The 16458-nt window shown below is 73.8% G+C and carries 15 protein-coding genes; 7 read left to right on the top strand and 8 right to left on the bottom strand.

Annotated elements, in window-relative coordinates; all coding sequences use genetic code 11:
- Positions 1–5: 5 nt before the first annotated feature.
- The gene (locus tag ACFY0O_RS29785) at positions 6–1853 is read right to left on the bottom strand and encodes a FadD3 family acyl-CoA ligase (protein ID WP_388952244.1); all 1848 of its coding nucleotides are present in this window, start codon (positions 1851–1853) and stop codon (positions 6–8) included.
- A gap of 96 nt (positions 1854–1949) precedes the next feature.
- Between ACFY0O_RS29785 and ACFY0O_RS29780 the strand changes: the two genes are divergently transcribed.
- Genes ACFY0O_RS29780 through ACFY0O_RS29770 form a run of 3 tightly spaced genes read left to right on the top strand, consistent with a single transcriptional unit; the run spans position 1950 to position 4363 of the window.
- Positions 1950–3101: a lipid-transfer protein gene (locus ACFY0O_RS29780; RefSeq protein ID WP_388952242.1), complete on the top strand. Its 1152-nt coding sequence runs from the start codon at positions 1950–1952 to the stop codon at positions 3099–3101.
- 30 nt (positions 3102–3131) lie between these two features.
- The gene (locus ACFY0O_RS29775) at positions 3132–3590 is read left to right on the top strand and encodes a Zn-ribbon domain-containing OB-fold protein (RefSeq protein WP_388952240.1); all 459 of its coding nucleotides are present in this window, start codon (positions 3132–3134) and stop codon (positions 3588–3590) included.
- Positions 3587–4363, top strand: a complete 777-nt coding sequence (locus tag ACFY0O_RS29770) for an enoyl-CoA hydratase/isomerase family protein (RefSeq protein WP_388952238.1) — start codon at positions 3587–3589, stop codon at positions 4361–4363. Before ACFY0O_RS29775 ends, ACFY0O_RS29770 begins: the two co-directional genes overlap by 4 nt.
- On the opposite strand, the gene ACFY0O_RS29765 is transcribed toward ACFY0O_RS29770, so the two are convergent.
- Positions 4364–4924: a hypothetical protein gene (locus ACFY0O_RS29765; protein ID WP_388952237.1), complete on the bottom strand. Its 561-nt coding sequence runs from the start codon at positions 4922–4924 to the stop codon at positions 4364–4366.
- 266 nt (positions 4925–5190) lie between these two features.
- Here ACFY0O_RS29765 and ACFY0O_RS29760 point away from each other — a divergent pair, with 266 nt between their 5' ends.
- Both ACFY0O_RS29760 and ACFY0O_RS29755 read left to right on the top strand, forming a co-directional pair.
- Entirely contained in the window at positions 5191–5637 is a 447-nt protein-coding gene (locus tag ACFY0O_RS29760) for an SRPBCC family protein (protein WP_388952234.1), read from the top strand.
- Between the two features lie 111 nt (positions 5638–5748).
- The gene (locus ACFY0O_RS29755) at positions 5749–6258 is read left to right on the top strand and encodes a hypothetical protein (RefSeq protein ID WP_388952232.1); all 510 of its coding nucleotides are present in this window, start codon (positions 5749–5751) and stop codon (positions 6256–6258) included.
- Between the two features lie 83 nt (positions 6259–6341).
- On the opposite strand, the gene ACFY0O_RS29750 is transcribed toward ACFY0O_RS29755, so the two are convergent.
- From ACFY0O_RS29750 to ACFY0O_RS29740, 3 genes are all read right to left on the bottom strand, one after another.
- Positions 6342–6836: a peptidylprolyl isomerase gene (locus tag ACFY0O_RS29750; RefSeq protein WP_388952229.1), complete on the bottom strand. Its 495-nt coding sequence runs from the start codon at positions 6834–6836 to the stop codon at positions 6342–6344.
- A 146-nt stretch (positions 6837–6982) separates the two neighbouring features.
- Positions 6983–9478: a PQQ-binding-like beta-propeller repeat protein gene (locus tag ACFY0O_RS29745; protein WP_388952226.1), complete on the bottom strand. Its 2496-nt coding sequence runs from the start codon at positions 9476–9478 to the stop codon at positions 6983–6985.
- 133 nt (positions 9479–9611) lie between these two features.
- Positions 9612–10412, bottom strand: a complete 801-nt coding sequence (locus ACFY0O_RS29740; protein WP_388952223.1) for a VOC family protein — start codon at positions 10410–10412, stop codon at positions 9612–9614.
- Positions 10413–10687: 275 nt separating this feature from the next.
- Between ACFY0O_RS29740 and ACFY0O_RS29735 the strand changes: the two genes are divergently transcribed.
- Positions 10688–11335, top strand: a complete 648-nt coding sequence (locus ACFY0O_RS29735; protein ID WP_358895160.1) for a TetR family transcriptional regulator — start codon at positions 10688–10690, stop codon at positions 11333–11335.
- A gap of 63 nt (positions 11336–11398) precedes the next feature.
- On the opposite strand, the gene ACFY0O_RS29730 is transcribed toward ACFY0O_RS29735, so the two are convergent.
- Both ACFY0O_RS29730 and ACFY0O_RS29725 read right to left on the bottom strand, forming a co-directional pair.
- A complete protein-coding gene (locus tag ACFY0O_RS29730; RefSeq protein WP_388952220.1) occupies positions 11399–11884 on the bottom strand; it encodes a nitroreductase family deazaflavin-dependent oxidoreductase in 486 nt (161 codons plus the stop codon).
- Positions 11884–13119: an acyl-CoA dehydrogenase family protein gene (locus tag ACFY0O_RS29725; RefSeq protein WP_388952218.1), complete on the bottom strand. Its 1236-nt coding sequence runs from the start codon at positions 13117–13119 to the stop codon at positions 11884–11886. Before ACFY0O_RS29725 ends, ACFY0O_RS29730 begins: the two co-directional genes overlap by 1 nt.
- A gap of 226 nt (positions 13120–13345) precedes the next feature.
- Between ACFY0O_RS29725 and ACFY0O_RS29720 the strand changes: the two genes are divergently transcribed.
- Entirely contained in the window at positions 13346–14569 is a 1224-nt protein-coding gene (locus tag ACFY0O_RS29720) for an acetyl-CoA acetyltransferase (RefSeq protein WP_388952215.1), read from the top strand.
- Between the two features lie 527 nt (positions 14570–15096).
- Here ACFY0O_RS29720 and ACFY0O_RS29715 read toward each other — a convergent pair.
- Positions 15097–16299, bottom strand: a complete 1203-nt coding sequence (locus tag ACFY0O_RS29715) for a M4 family metallopeptidase (protein ID WP_388952213.1) — start codon at positions 16297–16299, stop codon at positions 15097–15099.
- Between the last annotated feature and the right edge of the window lie 159 nt (positions 16300–16458).

Below are 16458 nucleotides of genomic sequence, written 5' to 3'. Positions count from 1 at the left end.
CGGGGTCAGCGCCGGGCGCGGAGTTCCGTCTTGAGGACCTTGCCGCTCGCGTTGCGCGGGAGGTCGGGGACGAACTCCACCTCGCGCGGGACCTTGTAGTTGGCCATCTCGCGGCGCGACCAGGCGATCAGGTCGTCGGCGGTGAGGGTGGAGCCGGGGCGGCGGACGGCGTAGGCCTTGCCGACCTCGCCGAGCCGGGAGTCGGGGACGCCGACGACGGCCACGTCGGCGATGTCCGGGTGCAGGCCGAGGAGTTGCTCGATCTCGGCGGGGTAGGCGTTGAAGCCGCCGACGATGAACATGTCCTTGATCCGGTCGGTGATGCGCAGGTTGCCGCCCGCGTCGAGGACGCCGACGTCGCCGGTGCGCAGCCAGCCCTCGGGGGTGAGGGTGCGGGCGGTGCCCTCGGGGTCCTCGAAGTAGCCGCGCATCACGTGGTGGCCGCGGACCCAGACCTCGCCGGGGGTGCCGGGGACCTGGGCGGTGCCGTCGGGGGCGGTGATGCGCAGCTCGGTGCCGGGGATGGGGCGGCCGGAGGTGGCGGCGACGACCTCGGCGGGGTCGTCGCGGCGGCACATGGTGACGATGCCGCTCGCCTCGGAGAGCCCGTAGGCGGTGAGGACGGTGGCGATGCGGAGTTCGGCGCGGAGCCGTTCGACGAGCTGGAGGGGGACGACGGCGGCCCCGGTGACGACCAGGCGCAGGGCGGAGAGGTCGTGGTGGTCGCGCTGGGGGTGGTCGAGGAGGGACTGGTGCAGGGTGGGCGGGCCGGGGAGGACGGAGATCCGCTCGGCGGCGATGTTGGCGAGGGCGGTGTCCACGTTGAAGACGGGCTGGGGGACCATCGTGGCCCCGCGCATCAGGCAGGCGATGATCCCGGCCTTGTAGCCGAAGGTGTGGAAGAAGGGGTTCACGATGAGGTAGCGGTCGCCCTCGCGCAGTCCGGCGAGCTCGCTCCAGACGGCGTAGCAGCGCAGGGTCTGGGCGTGGGTGATGACGGCGCCCTTGGGGCTGCCGGTGGTGCCGGAGGTGAAGATGATGTCGGAGGGGGCGTCGGGGGCTATCGCGTCGGCGCGGGCGTGGACGGCGGCGGCCGGAACGTGGTCGCCTCCGGCGAGGAACTCCTTCCAGGTGCGGAACTCGGCGGGGGCGTCGTCGGCGAGGACGACGACCTGTTCGAGGTGGGGCAGCCCGGGCAGCGGGCCGGTGCCGGTGCCTTCGGCGGCGGCGCGGCGCAGGGAGGCCACGTAGGAGGTGCCGAGGAAGGTGCCGGTGACGAAGAGGAGGCGGGCGCGGCTGCGGTCGAGGACGTAGGCGGCCTCGGCGCCCTTGAAGCGGGTGTTGAGGGGGACGAGGACCGCGCCGGCGGTGACGGCGCCGAGGGCGGAGACGATCCAGTCGACGGTGTTGGGGGCCCAGACGGCGACCCGGTCGCCGGGTTCGACGCCGGCGGCGACGCAGGCGGCGGCGGCCCGTTCGACGCGCTCGCCGAGCTGGGCGTAGTCGAGGCGGGTGCGCCCGTCGACGACGGCCTCCCGACGCGCATGCCGCAGCGCGGCGTCCCGCACGAGCCCGGCGACGGTACCCCACCGCAGGTCCCCCCGGGGGTCCTCCGCCTCCGGGGCCGGGCCCCCGGGCTCCGAGCCCACCGGACCCACCGGGACCGCCGGGGCCCCCGGAGCCGCCGGCTTCCCCGGGACCGCCGGGGCGGGGAGCCCGCCGCCCGAAGCCCCCAGGACCGGCGGATCCACCGGGACCGCCGGGGTGGGGAGCCCGGCGGGTGGGGCTGCCGGGGGCCCCGGGGTTTCGGAGTCGGTCGCGCCCGTGTTCTCGTAGCCGCCGCGCATCCGCATCGACCGCCCTCCCCTGGCACCCAGTAGCTGACTAACCGTCAGATTAGCTGTAGCCTTCGCCGCTGTCAGCAGTACCGACGCACCCCGGAGGTGGCGATGGCGGCAACGCTCAAGGACGCTACGGCAATCGTCGGCATCGGCCAGACCCCCTTTGCCAAGCGACTACCCGAGTCGGAGAAGGAGCTGGCCTGCCGGGCGATCCTGGCGGCGCTCGCCGACGCGGGCATAGCCCCCGCGGAGGTCGACGCCTTCGCCTCCTACACGATGGAGGAGACCGACGAGGTCGAGGTCGCCAAGGCCATCGGCGCCGGCGACGTCACCTTCTTCTCCAAGGTCGGCTACGGCGGCGGCGGCTCCTGCGCCACCGTCGGCCACCTCGCCGCCGCCATAGCCACCGGCCAGGCCACCGTCGGCGTCGCCTGGCGCTCCCGCAAGCGCGGCTCCGGCCCGCGCCCCTGGAGGAACACCGCCGTCCAGCTGCCCACCCCCGGCCAGTGGACCCGCCCCTTCGGGCTGCTGCGGCCCGCCGACGAGATCGGCATGCTGGCCCGCCGCTACATGCACGAGTACGGCGCCACCCGCGACCACCTCTTCAACGTCGCGATGGCCTGTCGCAACCGGGCCAACGAGAACCCCGCCGCGATGATGTACGAACGCCCGCTGACCCGCGAGATGTACATGACCTCCCGCATGATCAGCGACCCCCTCTGCCTCTTCGACAACTGCCTGGAGACCGACGGGGCCCTGGCCTGCGTGATCGTCTCCGCCGAACGGGCCCGCGACTGCCGCCAGAAGCCCGTCTACGTGCACTCCGCCGCCCAGGGCCTGCCCGCCCAGCACCACGGGATGGTCAACTACTGGAACGACGACCCGCTGTCCGGCCCCGCCTGGACCGCCGCCCGGCACCTGTGGAAGCAGGCCGACTTCGGCCCCGCCGACGTGGACGTCGCCCAGATCTACGACGCCTTCACCCCCCTGATCCCGCTCTCCCTGGAGGGCTACGGCTTCTGCGGGCGCGGCGAGGGCGCCGCCTTCACCGAGGGCGGGGCGCTGGAGATCGGCGGCCGGCTCCCGATCAACACCGGGGGCGGCGGGCTCAGCGAGGCCTACGTGCACGGCTTCAACCTGATCAACGAGGGCGTCAAACAGCTCCGCGGCACCTCCACCGCCCAGGTCCCGGACGCCGCGACCTGCCTGGTGACGGCCGGCGAGGGCGTCCCCACGTCCGCGATCCTGCTCCGCGCCTGACCTCCCGCCCCCCTGCCTAGGAGCCGCACGATGACCACCGCCCCCGGCACCGACGAACTCCAGCTCCTGCTCCCCGTCCCCGACGAGGACGGCGCCCCCTTCTGGGAGTACGCCGCCCGCGGCGAGCTCCGCGTCCAGTCCTGCGCCGCCTGCGGCAGGCTCCGCTTCCCGCCCCGTCCCTGCTGCCCGCACTGCGGCTCCTTCGACTCCGAGTGGCGCCTGATGAGCGGGCGGGGCCGGATCTGGTCCTACGTCCTGCCGCACCCCCCGCTGCTGCCGGCGTACGCGGCGCAGGCCCCGTACAACGTGATCCTGGTGGAGCTGGCGGACGCCCCGCACATCCGGCTGGCGGGGAACCTGGTCACCGCCGCGGACGCCCCGCTCGACTCGGTGGACCCGTCCCGGCTGCGGATCGGGGCGCAGGTGCAGGTGGTGTTCACCGAGACGGGCGGGATGGCCGTGCCGCGCTGGATCGCGGTGAGGTCATGACGCTGCGGGTCGAACGGGACAAGGCGGCCGGGGTCGCGGTCGTCACCCTGGACCGCGCGCACCGGCACAACGCGATCGACCTCGACACGGCGGCCGAACTGGCGCGGCTGTGGCGGGAGCTGCGCTTCGACGAAGAGGTGCGGGCGGTGGTGGTGACGGGGGCGGGCACGGCCGCGTTCTGCACCGGGATCGACCGCTCGGCGCAGGTGCCGCAGCCGGCCTCTCCGTACTCGGTCGACGACCCCCTGATCGCCATCGGGCCGAAGGCGAACGACCTGTGGAAGCCGGTGGTGGCCGCCGTCAACGGCATGGCCTGCGGCGGGGCCTTCTATCTGCTGGGCGAGGCGGAGTTCATCGTGTCGGCCACCACCGCCACCTACTTCGACCCGCACACCTCCTACGGGATGGTCAGCGCCTACGAGGCCGTCTACATGGCGCAGCGGATGCCCTTCGGCGAGGTCGCCCGGATGTCGCTGATGGGCACGGCGGAACGGCTCTCCGCGCGCCGGGCGTACGAGATCGGCCTGGTGTCGGAGCTGGCCGAGCCCGGGGAACTGCTCGCGACGGCGCTGCGGTCGGCGCGGACCCTGGCCTCGTTCCCGACGGAGGGCGTCCAGGGCACCGTGCGGGCGCTGTGGTCGGCGAAGCAGGCCGCGCTGCAGCAGTCGCTCGCCCAGGCCCCGGCCCTGATCGCCCTGGGGAACATCCCGCCGGAGCGCCAGGCGGAGCTGTTCGCGGGACGCCGGGCGGGGCAGGAGTTCCGGCTGCGCTGATCAGGGCGAGGGGGACGGGGTGGCGGTCGGGGTCGGGGTCGGGGTCGCGGTGGCGGACACCGTGGTGACGTCCGTGATCCGGCAGTCCTTGACGTCACCCGCCCGCTCCGTGGCCCGCAGCGGGACGGTCTCCCTGCGGGTCTCGCGCGGTCCCAGGGTGACCAGGACGGTGGACGTCTCGACGAGGCCCGCGCCGACGCCCTCGCGGCGCAGGCCCACCGAGAAGGTGGCGGTGCGGTCGAGCCGCGAGGTGACCTCGACGGTGCTGGAGGGGCGGGCCGCGCCGGCGTCCACGCAGGACACGACGTAGGCGGTGGCGGGCCCGGTGCTCGCGGTGGGCGAGGCGGTCGTGTCCGGGCCGCTGTCGGTGCGGATCCCGCCGCTCCCGCCCGTCTTCTTCGTCTTGCTCTTGCTCTCGCTGTTGCTCTTGGCCTTGGAGCTGGAGCAGCCGCCCCCGCCGCCGTCGCCCTTGCCGTGGCCCGTGGAGAACCCGGTGAGCGAGAGCACCACCGCCACGAGCACCGCGCCGAATCTGATCCCGCGTACCTGTCCGGACAGCATCGTTCGAGTCCCTCCCCCTGAGACAAAACGCCGTCACGCTACCAGGCGCCCGCGGTTTTACCCGGACGGCGCACGCCCGACGTGTCGGCATTCACCACCGCACACCCGGAAGGCCCCCCTCCGTTCTCTGCGCCACCAGCGAAGACCTCCCCTCCCCCGGCCCCGCCCCGCCCGATCCGTGGTTGCATCCCCCCACCGAACCCGGCGGCAGCCGCACACCCCCGCGTCCCTTCGGTGAGCACCATCACCACGAGGAACACGGCCACATGCGACGCCACATCACCACCGAGATCATCATCGACGCGACCCCGGAAGAGGTCTGGGCGGTCCTGACCGACCTGCCCCGCTACTGCGTCTGGAACCCCTTCATCCGGCAGGCCGGCGGCGAGGTCGCGCCCGGCGAACGGCTGCGGCTGACCAGGTACGCGGACTCCGGGAAGCCCACCACCTTCCACCCGACCGTCCGGATCTGCGTGCCCGCGGCCGAGCTCCGCTGGGTGGGCCGCTTCCTGGTCCGGGGCCTCTTCGACGGCGAGCACTTCTTCCGGCTCTCCGAGGGCCCCGGCCGCACCACCCGGCTGGAGCACGGCGAACGGTTCCGGGGGCTGCTGGTCCCCTTCTTCGGCAGGCTGCTGGAGGGTACGGCCCGCAACTTCACCACGATGAACGAGGCCCTGCGCAGCCGCGTCGAAGCCGCGCGCGCCACCTCCTGAGGCGCCGGCCCCCGGCCCCCGGCCCCCGCCTCCGTACGCCACGGCCGGCGTGCGGCGCCCGGGGGCCCGGGCTAGCGTCGGGCTCATGACCGCTACCCCGGAGGGCCGGGCATGATCCGCAACGCAATCGGCTCGCTCATGGGTCTGGTCGCCGCCGTCGCCGCCGTCTGGAGCCCGTTCCGGGCCTGGTACGACGGCCGGCCCGGCCGCGACTACCGCATCGAGGAGCTGTTCTCCGGCTCCGGCGTCACCAGCGACGTGCCCCACCTGCTGGGCTCGCTGCTGCTGCCGATGCTCTTCGCCGCGCTGGTCACCCTGGTCGCCGTCGTACGGCGCTCGCGGCTGCTCATGGCACTGGCGGGCGTGGTGGTGCTGGGCGTGGCGGTGCTGTGGATGGTCCGCCAGGGCCAGGCGGCCGGGGGCCTGTCGTTCGGCGCCGACGGCCAGGGCCTCGGCCCCGGCCTCGCCTCCGCCTTCGGCGCGGGCGCGCTGCTGCTCCTGGCGGCAGCCGTCATGCGGGGCCGGCGCCGCCGGCCGCGCGGCCGCGACGTGGACCTCGAACCCCTGCCCCGTCCGACCGCCCCGGAGCCCGAGCCGTGGGAGCCGGGCGACCGGCCGTAGCACCGTACGGACCGGAACGGACCGGAAACGGCGGCGGCCCCGCTCCCCGGAAAGGGGGCGGGGCCGACCGGCGTACGGCTGGATCAGGCCTCGACGACGCCGGAAGCGGCGATCTTGATCTCGGCGCGGGTGGCGCCGGAGGGGGAGCCGAGCTTCTCGATGGCGTCGACCACGTCCGTGCCCTCGACGACCTTGCCGAAGACGACGTGCTTGCCGTCGAGCCACGGGGTCAGGACGGTGGTGATGAAGAACTGCGAGCCGTTGGTGTTGCGGCCGGCGTTCGCCATCGACAGCAGGTACTTGCTGTCGTGCTTCAGCTCGAAGTTCTCGTCGGCGAACTTCTCGCCGTAGATGCTCTTGCCACCGGTGCCGTTGTGGTTGGTGAAGTCACCGCCCTGCAGCATGAACTGCGGGATGACGCGGTGGAAGCCGGAGCCCTCGTAGCCGAAGCCGTTCTGGCCGGTGGCGAGCTCGCGGAAGTTCCGGGCGGTGTTCGGGACGACCTTGTCGAACAGCTCGAAGACGATGCGGCCGGCGGGGGCGCCGTCGATGGTGATGTCGAAGAATACGTTGCTCATGGGTCCCATCCTGTCACTCCCGGTGCGGAACGCGACCCGGCGGGGCCCTGGAGCCCTCCGACACACCGCCCATGTGGGGTGTTCCGGGCATGTTCGAGGCCCGTTCGGAGGGGGTCGGGGCGCTGCGCGCCCCGGCCCCCTTCCGGTCAGCCGCCCGTGCGGGTGCCCGTGCCCTTGGCGGCGTCCAGGGCGTAGACGCAGCGGTCCTTGCTGCACGCGTACACCACGCCGGCCTCCGCCACCGGTGCGCCGGTGATCTCGCCGCCCGTGGCCAGCTTCCAGCGCAGCTGCCCGCCCGCCGCGTCCAGGGTGTACAGGCAGTGGTCGGCCGAGCCGAAGTGGACCCGGCCGTCCGCGACCACCGGCGGGCCGGTGATCTCCCCGCCCGCCGCGAACCGCCACTTCGGGGTGCCGGTGACCGCGTCGAGCGTGTACAGGGCGCTGCCCGCGCCCAGGTGCACGTTGCCGCCCGCCACCAGCACCGGGTCCGCCGCCGGGCGCGGCTCGGTGGCGATGCGCCAGCGGTCCTTGCCGGTGGCGGCGTCCAGGGCGTAGACGGTGCCCAGGTAGTCGGCGAGGTAGACCCCGCCGCCCGTGACCGCCGGGCCGGGGGCGAAGGCCGGCGGGGCCAGGAAGACGGCCGGGGCCTCGAAGTGCCAGCGGACCCGGCCCGAGGCCCGGTCGACGGACAGCACCCGGGTGCCGGCGGCCACGTAGACGTTGCCGTCGGGGGCCGGGGTGACGCGGACCGGGACGTTGCCGCAGGAGGCCGCGTCGCCGACGGGGTAGGACCAGGCCTCCAGGCCGGAGCGCGCGTCGAGGGCGCGCAGCCGGGCGTCCTGCCAGACGTAGACCGTGCCGTCGTGCAGGACGGGGGCCGCCTCCGGGGTCTCGAAGTCGGTCTGGGCGCCGCTCAGCTCCCACAGCTTCTGCCCGTTGGAGGCCTCCCAGCCCTGGACCCCGCCGCCGCGCGTGGCGGTGATGACGGTGCCGCGCTCGGCGCGCAGGGCGTACACCCAGGCGTCGGCGTTCAGCCGCCACCGCTCGGAGCCGTCCTTGGCGTCGAGGGCGAACAGGGAGGGCCCGTCGGAGGCGTGGATGCGGCCGTCGGCGACCGCCATGGACCAGGCGACGTCCCGGGTCTTGAACTGGCGCCGGCCGCTGCCGACGTCCAGGGCGTGCACCTCGAAGGAGGTGACGTACAGCAGGTCGCCCGCGACGGTGGGGGTGCCCCAGACCTCGTTCGACATGCGGAAGCGCCACGGCCGCCAGCGCCCGCTGTCCGGGGACGGCCCGGGGGCCGGTACGGACGGGGGCGCCACCGGGGCCGCGGCCTGGGCCGGGACCCCGGCCGGCGGGCGCACCCAGCCGGTCGCCGAGTCCGCGGCGGCGAGCCCGGCCGGGGCGGAGGTCGTCGCGCGCGGGCCGGGCCCGATGGGCACCGGGGAGCCGCCGAGCTGCACGGGCGCGCCGGGCAGCGCCGGGACCGGCGCCATGGGCGGGCGGTCCGGGCGCGGCGGCAGGGTCTGGCCGGTGCGCGGGTCGGTGAACGGGTCGGCGGCGCCGCGCGCGGGCCTGCGGTGCGTGGCGGGCCCGGAGACGGGCGGCGCGGAGGCGGGCCCGGGAGCGGGGGCGAGCGCGGGAGCGTGCCCGGAGGCGGGGGCGGACGCGGGGCCGCCGTGCGGGGCGCGGGAGGGGCCGCCCGGGGACGGGACGCCGGGGGCGGGGACGCCGGGGGCGGGCGTACGGTGTCCCGCGCGCCGGGCCTCGATCATCGCGACGGCCCGCGCCGGCAGCCAGGCCGAGGCGGTGCCGCTGTCGTCGCCGCCGTCGAAGAGGTGCGGGGCGAGCTGCGCCTGGAGGTCGGCGGGGGTGGGGCGCTGGGTGGCGTCCATCTGCATGCAGGAGTCGATCAGCGGCCGCAGCTCGTCCGGGAGCCCGTCGAGGTTGGGGCCCTCGCGCAGCAGCATGAACACCGTCTCGACCGGGTTGGCCCCGTGGTACGGCGGGTGCCCGGTCGCGGCGAAGACGAGGGTGGAGCCGAGCGAGAACACGTCGCTGGCGCCCTTGACGCTGCGCGAGTCCTTCGCCTGCTCCGGCGACATGTAGGCGGGGGTGCCGACGGCCACGTTCGTCATCGTGAGGCGCGTGTTGGACACGCCGCTCGCGATGCCGAAGTCGATCACGCGCGGCCCGTCCTCGACGACCAGCACGTTGGACGGCTTCAGGTCGCGGTGGACCAGGCCCGCCCCGTGGATGGACTGCAGCGCCTCGGCGATCCCGGCCGCGAGCCACCGCACGGCCTGCACGGGCATCGGCCCGCACTCGTTGACGATCTCCTCCAGCGAGGGCGCCGGCACGTACGCGGTCGCCAGCCACGGCACGGCGGCCCGCGGGTCGGCGTCGACCACGGCCGCGGTGTAGAAACCGGACACCGCGCGCGCCGCCTCGACCTCGCGCGTGAACCGCACGCGGAACAGTTGGTCCTCGGCGAGCTCGGTGCGCACCGTCTTGATCGCGACCCGCCGACCGGATGCCGACCGTGCGAGATAGACCAGCCCCATGCCGCCGGCGCCGAGCCGTCCCAGCACCTCGAAGGGGCCGATCCGTCTCGGGTCGTGCTGCGTCAGCTGCTCCACCACTCGCCTCCACACCTCCCCGTACGAGCCCTCTGCCCGGGCCCGCTCGTCCGACTCCGGGCCCGTGGCCGGGAGTCGCGCACACCCGATTCTGTCAGGCCCGTGACCGGTCCCGCCCCGGCTCCCGCCTTCGGTTTCACACTCCGGTCGTCGTGCGCGACTCGGAGAGCAGTCCGAACACGGCCCCCTGGTTGTCGGCGACGACGGCGATCCGGCCGTACGGCGTGTCGAACGGGTCCGCCGTGACGCGCCCGCCGAGGCGCTGGACGGTCGCGACGCTCGCGTCGCAGTCGGGGACGGCGAAGTAGGCGAGGAAGTGCGCGGGCATGATCTCCGGGAAGGCCTCGGTGATCAGCGTGCGGCCCAGGACGGCGGTGTCCGAGCCGGGGGCGCTGCCGGGCGGCGACCAGACGCGGTAGGCGATGCCGCTCTCGGGGTCGTCCTGGTCCTCGGGAACGTAGCCGAAGACCTTGGCGTAGAAGACGTCGACCGCGTCGCGGGCGCGGGTGTAGACCTCGCCCCAGCAGTACGTGTACGGCTCGTCCTGGGCCTCGAAGCCGTGGTGGGTGCCGGGCTGCCAGAGCCCGAAGACGGCGCCGCCCGGGTCGGCGGCCAGGGCGGCGGTGCCGTAGGGGCCGACGGGCTGCGGGTCCATCACCATCTGGCCGCCGGCGGCGCGGATGCGGGCCGCGCAGGCGTAGGCGTCGGAGGTGTGGAGGTAGATGCCCCAGACGGTGGGCATGCGGCCGTCGGGCTTGGGGGCGAGGGCGGCGACGTTGCGGCCGCGGCTGTAGGCCTGGGTGTAGCCGCCGTACTCGGGTCCCGCGCTGCCGCCGAAGGTCCACCCGAAGAGTTCGCCGTAGAAGCGCTTGCCCGCCTCGACGTCGGGCAGCGAGGCGTCGACCCAGCAGGGGGAGCCTTCCGCGAATGCGACCATGGGGAGGTTCCTTCCGGTTGCGCTGGGTCTGTCCCTGATGGACATGGTCCGCCCGAAAGGTTGTCCACACCCTGTTGATAAGACTATTCGGGGGATACGCGACGGTACGGAGGGGGCGGGCCGGTCTCGCAGGGGCCGCTCACCGGCGCCGCAATTCGGCCGAAATCCGTTGGTCCGGGATGTCCCGCAGCCGCTTCTGGGCTGGTCGGCGGGGTGGTAACCCCATTTGCAGGCGGCCGAATAGCGCGCCGGAGCCCCCTCGGTAAGCTGACGGCATGACAGGACAAGTACGCACCGTCGACGGGCGTGTCGCCGGCCGGCGCGGCCAGGCGACGCGGCAGAAGCTGCTCGACTGCCTCAGCGAGATGCTCAGCTCCTCGCCGTACCGCGACGTCAAGGTGATCGACGTCGCGCGCAAGGCCGGTACCAGCCCCGCCACCTTCTACCAGTACTTCCCGGACGTCGAGGGTGCCGTCCTGGAGATCGCCGAGCACATGGCCACGGAGGGCGCCCAGTTGACGGCGCTCGTCGAGGGCCGCAACTGGGTCGGCAAGGCGGGCTGGGCGGCCGCCGAGGAACTGGTCGAGGGATTCCTGGACTTCTGGCGCCGCAACGACGCGATCCTGCGCGTGGTCGACCTCGGCGCGGCCGAGGGCGACAAGCGGTTCTACAAGATCCGCATGAAGATCCTGAACTCCGTCACCAACTCCCTTACGGAGTCGATGAAGGAGCTCCAGGCCAAGGGCAAGGTCGACAAGGAGCTCAGCCCGGCGGCGATGGCCGGCTCACTCGTGGCGATGCTGGCCGCGGTCGCCTCGCACCAGAAGGGCTTCCAGACCTGGGGCGTCAAGCAGGCTGAACTCAAGCCGAACTTGGCGCTGCTCGTGCACCTGGGCATCACCGGCAAGAAGCCGACCAGGTGACGGCGGACCCCGCGCGGGGGTCCGCCGTCGGCGCAGGCTCCCGCGCTCGCAGTACGCCTGCGGTCAGCGCCGCTCCAGGCGGAACAGTCTGATCTCGCGCTCGATGCGCGCCTGGTACGTCGCGTAGGGCGGCCAGAACTTCAACACCGCCCGCCACGCCTCCGCCCGTTCGGCCCCCTCCAGCAGGCGGGCCCGTACCGCGATGTCCCGCCCCTGCCAGTTCACGTCCGCGTCCGGGTTCTTGAGCAGGTTCCCGGTCCAGGCCGGGTGGCCGGGGCGGCCGAAGTTGGACCCGATCAGCAGCCAGCTCGCGCCTCCGTCCTCCGGCATGCACGCGAGCGGGGTGGTACGCGGCTCACCGCTCCTGGCCCCCTTGGCGGTGAGGACCACCCCGGGCAGCATCCGGGCGCTGAGCAGCACCTTTCCGCCGGTCAGGCGGTGCACCGCCTTGTCCATGGCGGGGATGAAGTGCGGTGCGATCCGGGCGAAGAGGAGGGTCGAGGACACCCTCTGCATGATCTTGACGGGGAGGGTCGCGCCGGAAGCCATCAGACGGCCGCCTTCTGTGGGTGCTGTGGGTCCCGTGGGGTCGGGGAGGGGTCGGGTGCGGGGAAGAGGCCGGCCTGCTGCGCGGCGTGGCCGCGGAGCCGGTGGACCGGGCCGAAGAGCAGCTCGTCCGCGGCCGCCCGCTTGAAGTAGAGGTGGGCGTCGTGCTCCCAGGTGAAGCCGATGCCCCCGTGGAGCTGGATGGCCTCCCCCGCCGTGATCCGCAGCGCCTCCAGGGCCTGGGCCAGGGCGAGGGCGCCCTGGCCGGGGTCCCAGGCGGCGTAGTAGGCGGCCGAGCGGGCGGCCTGGACCTGGACGTAGAGGTCGGCGAGGCGGTGCTTGACCGCCTGGAAGGAGCCGACGGGCCGGCCGAACTGCTCGCGCCCGCCCACGTACTCCACGGTGCGGGCCAGCGCCTGGGCCGCCGCGCCGACGGCCTCGGCGGCGAGGACGGAGGCGGCGAGGAGGCCGGTGGCGGCCAGGGCGGGGAGCGGGTCGGGCCCGTGGCCGTGGCCGTCCGCTCCCGCTCGGCCGAGCAACTCGGCTTCCACGTGGCGTAGTTCTACGCGGCCTTGCGGGCGGGTCTCGTCGAGGGTGGCCTGCCGGGACCGGACGAGGCCGGGCGCGTCCCCGCGGACCAGGAACAGCAGGGTCCGGGCCCGGGCGAAGCCGCCGGTGTGCGCGGCGACGAGGAGCAGGCCGGCGCTGTGCCCGTCGAGGACCTGGGCGACCTCCCCGTAGAGCCGCCAGCCGTCACCGTCCGCGCGCGCCTGCACCCCGCCCGCGCGGCCCCCGCCCGCCCAGTCGCCGGGGGCGTTGTCGCCGGTCAGGGCGAGGGCCGTGGCCAGGGCGGGGCCGGGCACGGCGAGGGCGGCGGTGAGCTCCCCGGCCGCGAGTGCGGGCAGCAGGGCGGCGCGCTGGGCGTCGGTGCCGAGGGCCCCGATCAGCGGGGCGGCGAGGGCGGCGGTGGCCAGCAGGGGCGAGGGGAGCAGCACGCGCCCGGTCTCCTCGCAGGCCAATGCCAGGTCGGCGGGGGTGCAGCCGACGCCGCCGTACTCCTCGGCGACGGCGATGCCGGGCAGGCCGAGCTGCCGGGAGAGCCGCTGCCACAGCTCAGGGTCGTGTCCGGCGTCGGTCCGGACGGCGGCCTTGACCTCGTCCGGGCCGCAGCGTTTGCCCAGGATCTCGCGCAGGGTGCGGCGCATCTCGTCCTGCTCCGCGGTGAAGGCGGCATCCATCGTCGGGCTCCTCCCCGTTTCTGACGGGCCGTCATGTTAGAGCGGCGGGGGCGAGATGCACAGGGGAGGGGCGGCCGGGCTTTGGGGGCTGGGGGGCGGGGTGTGGGTGGGGTGGGGTGGGGTGGGGTGGATGGATGGGTGGGTGGGTGGATGGGCGAGCGGGTGGGCGCGGTGGACGGGGCGGGCGGGGTTACATCTGACGTAGCGTCAGATGTACCGTCCTCCCATGCCTGGACCCACGCCCGGACCCCTGTCCGCACCGCCCGTGCCCCCGTCCCTTCCCGCCCCCCGCCGCCGGGTCGCGGTGGTCGGCGTCGCCCTCTCGGACTGCGGCCGGGTGGACGGCCCGACCCCGTACGCCCTGCACGCGCAGGCCGCCCGGCGGGCCCTGGCCGACTCCGGCCTGGACCGCTCCGTCATCGACGGCTTCGCCTCGGCCGGCCTCGGCGTGCTGGCGCCGGTGGAGGTGGCCGAGTACCTCGGCCTGCGGCCCACCTGGGTCGACTCGACGTCCGTCGGCGGATCGACGTGGGAGGTGATGGCCGCCCACGCCGCCGACGCCATCGCCGCCGGCCACGCCAACGCCGTCCTGCTGGGCTACGGCTCGACGGCCCGCGCCGACATCAAGGCCCGGCGGCGCACCTCGAACCTGTCGTTCGGAGCGCGCGGGCCGCTCCAGTTCGAGGTGCCGTACGGGCACACGCTGGTCGCCAAGTACGCCATGGCCGCGCGCCGCCACATGCACGAGTACGGCACGACGCTGGAGCAGCTCGCCTCGGTGGCCGTCCAGGCCCGGGCGAACGCCGCCGCCAACCCGGACGCGATGTTCCGCGACCCGATCACGGTCGAGGACGTCCTGGCCTCGGACCCCATCGCCGACCCCTTCACCAAGCTGCACTGCTGCATCCGCTCCGACGGCGGCTGCGCGGTGCTCCTGGCGGCGGAGGAGTACGTCCCGGACAGCGCGAAGACCCCGGTCTGGGTCCTGGGCACGGGCACGGCCGTCTCCCACACCACGATGTCGGAGTGGGAGGACTTCACGGTCTCCCCCGCCGCCGTCTCGGGCCGACAGGCCTTCGCCCGCGCGGGGCTCACCCCGGCGGACGTGGACTTCGCCGAGATCTACGACGCCTTCACGTACATGACCCTGGTGACGCTGGAGGACCTCGGCTTCTGCGCCAAGGGGGAGGGCGGCGCCTTCGTGGAGAAGGGCCGCCTGCTGCGGGACGGGGAACTCCCGGTCAACACCGACGGCGGCGGCCTCTCGGCCTGCCACCCGGGCATGCGCGGCCTGTTCCTCCTGGTGGAGGCCGTCCGCCAGCTCCGCGGCGAGGCGGGCCCCGACCGCCAGGTCACCAAGCGCGACGGCAGCCTCCCGGACACAGCCCTGGCATCGGGCACGGGGGGCTGGTTCTGCTCCTCGGGCACGCTACTGCTGGGCCGGGGGTGAGGGGGGCGGGGCGGCCCGCCATCTCCCCCTCGAGGGGCAGGGGCCGGGCGGTGTTTGCCCACCCGCCTCCCCGAGTGCGGGCCGGTGGGCGGGTCCGCCCCTGAAGCGGGGCCAAAGGACGGCACGGTCCTACCTTGACCATCCGGCTCCCTCAGCGATGAGCCGGGGACGCCGGGGGCCGGCAGACCGCGCATCCAGGCCGCCGCAAGCCACAAGCGGCGCCCCCTCCGCTCCAGATCGCTACGCGCTTCTCTCTCCTCGGCGTCCGGCGGCCGTCCGGGGCTGGTCATAGGGTCATCCGCTGGGTACGCCGTGCCCGAGGGCGGCCCGCCCGCCCTGTGGCCGGGGCTGGCGCGCAGGTCGCGGACCTCACCATTCCTCGCCTGGCACGGCGGATCGCCGCCGGCGTAGAGGCTCGGACGAGCGGCCTGACCGCATACCTCGAACACGGAGAGCACGTTCGCTGAGCGGGCGTGGCTCGGGTCGGCGGTGGGGGCCGCCGGCCCGGGTGTCGGGTGGCTTCGGCGTCACCTGTTGGTCTTGATCGTGGCCAGGTCCTTGGCCAGGGCCGCTACCTTGGCGTTCAGTTCGCCGAGCTGGCGGGACAGGGCGGCGATGCCGTCCTCGCGGCCCACGCGGCCGTTGCCGTTGACGGGGAAGGTGCGGGCCTTCGGGACGCCGCTGATCTGGATCTCCACCCCCGCCCATGCCGCCAGCACGGCCGCCTGCTCGGGGCTGCCGGCGCCGAAGAGGTCCCCGGCCTTCTGGTAGGTGGTGTCGGCGAAGTCCTGGAAGCCGGTGTCGGCGCTCGACGCCCTGAGGGCGTCGTACCAGATGTGTCCGGCGCCCTCCCACGCGAATCCGCCGATGCCGACCGCCGTCAGGTAGAACGCCTTGTTCGGGATGCCGGAGTTGAGGTGGACCCCGCCGGAGTCCCCTCTCGGGGTGTCGGGCAGGTGGATGAACCTGCTCATGCGGTCGGGCTGGGGGTCCTTGCCGAACTGGGGGTTGTCGTACGCGTGCCCCGGCTCCTTCAGCGACCGCAGCGCGTCACCGGCGATGCCCGGGGTCCATACCTCGGCGCCGATCTTCCAGTCCGCTTCCTCCGCCTTCTGCTTGAGCGACCACTGCTTGACCAGTGAACCGAAGACGTCGGACATCGATTCGTTCAGGGCCCCGGACTGGTTGTGGTACTCCAGGCCGGCGGTGTTCTCGGTGACGCCGTGCGTCAGCTCGTGGCCGATCACGTCGAGGGATCCGGCGAGGTTGCTGAACTCCGTTCCGTCCCCGTCGCCGAAGATCATCTGCTGGCCGTCCCAGAACGCGTTGTTGAACTGCACGTCGAAATGGACGTAACCGTCCAGACGCATTCCCTGGTCGTCGATCGAATCGCGCTGGAATACCTGCCGGTAGAAATCGCGGGTCAGGCCCAGGCCCTCGAAGGCCTTGTCGACCGCCGTGTCCGCGGACTCCGGTCCGTCTTCCGTCCTGACCAGGTTGGCGCGGCTCAGGGTCACTCCCTCGTCGCAGTCGAAGATGGTGCGCCGGCCGTCGCCGGGGGTGGCGGTCGCGCCCGCGATGGAGGCGCGGACCATGCGTTCACCCCGCAGGCGGGCGGTGGTCAGCATGGTGTCCAGGGCGGCCTGGCGCACGTCGCGGTCCGGACTTTCCAGGAGCTTGTCGAGAATGTACGGAGGGATGATGCAGTTGATCGGTCGGGTCCTGCTCATGGGGCACCTCCTGAGCGAGAGGACCAACGGTTAAAAATTCATCATTTGATGATTCATCATTTGGTGTGAGGGTGGTTCTTGGTGGCAGCGGGGGTTTTGCGCTGATATCACCAGTCTCGCGCCGCCGCTACCCGGCGGCAACCGTCCGTACGGCCGTCA

It is taken from the genome of Streptomyces sp. NPDC001594 (assembly GCF_042893675.1).
Taxonomy (GTDB): Bacteria; Actinomycetota; Actinomycetes; order Streptomycetales; family Streptomycetaceae; genus Streptomyces.
The sequence above is the reverse complement of the archived record's forward strand: the minus strand, read 5'-3'. Positions and strand labels throughout refer to the sequence as shown.

Bases quoted from the DNA above. Each gene is read 5' to 3' on its own strand.
- ACFY0O_RS29780 (WP_388952242.1), top strand. From the start codon at position 1,950: ATGGCGGCAACGCTCAAGGACGCTACGGCAATCGTCGGCATCGGCCAG.
- ACFY0O_RS29735 (WP_358895160.1), top strand. From the start codon at position 10,688: ATGACAGGACAAGTACGCACCGTCGACGGGCGTGTCGCCGGCCGGCGC.
- ACFY0O_RS29715 (WP_388952213.1), bottom strand. From the start codon at position 16,299: ATGAGCAGGACCCGACCGATCAACTGCATCATCCCTCCGTACATTCTC.
- ACFY0O_RS29785 (WP_388952244.1), bottom strand. From the start codon at position 1,853: ATGCGGATGCGCGGCGGCTACGAGAACACGGGCGCGACCGACTCCGAA.
- ACFY0O_RS29740 (WP_388952223.1), bottom strand. From the start codon at position 10,412: ATGGTCGCATTCGCGGAAGGCTCCCCCTGCTGGGTCGACGCCTCGCTG.
- ACFY0O_RS29720 (WP_388952215.1), top strand. From the start codon at position 13,346: ATGCCTGGACCCACGCCCGGACCCCTGTCCGCACCGCCCGTGCCCCCG.
- ACFY0O_RS29750 (WP_388952229.1), bottom strand. From the start codon at position 6,836: ATGAGCAACGTATTCTTCGACATCACCATCGACGGCGCCCCCGCCGGC.
- ACFY0O_RS29730 (WP_388952220.1), bottom strand. From the start codon at position 11,884: ATGGCTTCCGGCGCGACCCTCCCCGTCAAGATCATGCAGAGGGTGTCC.
- ACFY0O_RS29765 (WP_388952237.1), bottom strand. From the start codon at position 4,924: ATGCTGTCCGGACAGGTACGCGGGATCAGATTCGGCGCGGTGCTCGTG.
- ACFY0O_RS29725 (WP_388952218.1), bottom strand. From the start codon at position 13,119: ATGGATGCCGCCTTCACCGCGGAGCAGGACGAGATGCGCCGCACCCTG.
- ACFY0O_RS29760 (WP_388952234.1), top strand. From the start codon at position 5,191: ATGCGACGCCACATCACCACCGAGATCATCATCGACGCGACCCCGGAA.
- ACFY0O_RS29755 (WP_388952232.1), top strand. From the start codon at position 5,749: ATGATCCGCAACGCAATCGGCTCGCTCATGGGTCTGGTCGCCGCCGTC.
- ACFY0O_RS29770 (WP_388952238.1), top strand. From the start codon at position 3,587: ATGACGCTGCGGGTCGAACGGGACAAGGCGGCCGGGGTCGCGGTCGTC.
- ACFY0O_RS29775 (WP_388952240.1), top strand. From the start codon at position 3,132: ATGACCACCGCCCCCGGCACCGACGAACTCCAGCTCCTGCTCCCCGTC.